Raw genomic sequence first — 599 nt, 5'->3', positions numbered from 1 at the left:
CTTAAAGCCATCCACCATGTGGTGCTTAATTTGACCGGTTTCCATCAAGCTGTCTGCCATCATGCCATTATCAACACAATGAACGAACATAGAACGTTTCACTAATTGGTACGTCCAGCCACCTGGACATGCACCTAAATCAACGCCCCACATGCCTGGCGCTAAACGCTCATCCCACTCATCTCGCGGAATAAATACGTGGAAAGCTTCTTCCAGTTTTAGCGTTGAACGGCTTGGTGCGTCTGCTGGGAATTTCAAGCGAGGGATACCCATAAAGAACTGCGAGTTGTTGCCTGGTAGTGAGTAACCCACATAACAATGACCCGGTGCGACAAAACAGATGTGCAGCACTGGCTTCTTCGCGTTGTCTTTATTCCACATCAAACCTTTACCACGCAACGCTTGGCGCATTGGTACGGTGAACTTGCGGCAGAACTTCAACAGCTCTTTTGCTTCGTTCGTGTCTGGCGTTTCGATACGTAGATCGCCACAACGTGGGAACGATTCAAACTCTGACAGCTCGGCAAGAATTGGGCTGATGCGGTCTTCACTTGGCAGCGCTTCAAACTCAGCCGCTACAGCAAACATCTGACGCGCAA

At 49.6% G+C, this 599-nt stretch carries 1 protein-coding gene; it reads right to left on the bottom strand.

Translation table 11 applies throughout. The annotated features are described in order from the left end of the window. Positions 1-599 (bottom strand): 23S rRNA (cytidine(2498)-2'-O)-methyltransferase RlmM (rlmM, locus tag R8O11_RS29440; protein ID WP_318195151.1); only part of this gene is annotated, 599 nt, incomplete at both ends.

This window comes from Vibrio sp. 1288 (assembly GCF_033344475.1).
Note: the sequence above shows the minus strand (reverse complement) of the source record. Positions and strands in the feature narration are given on the sequence as shown.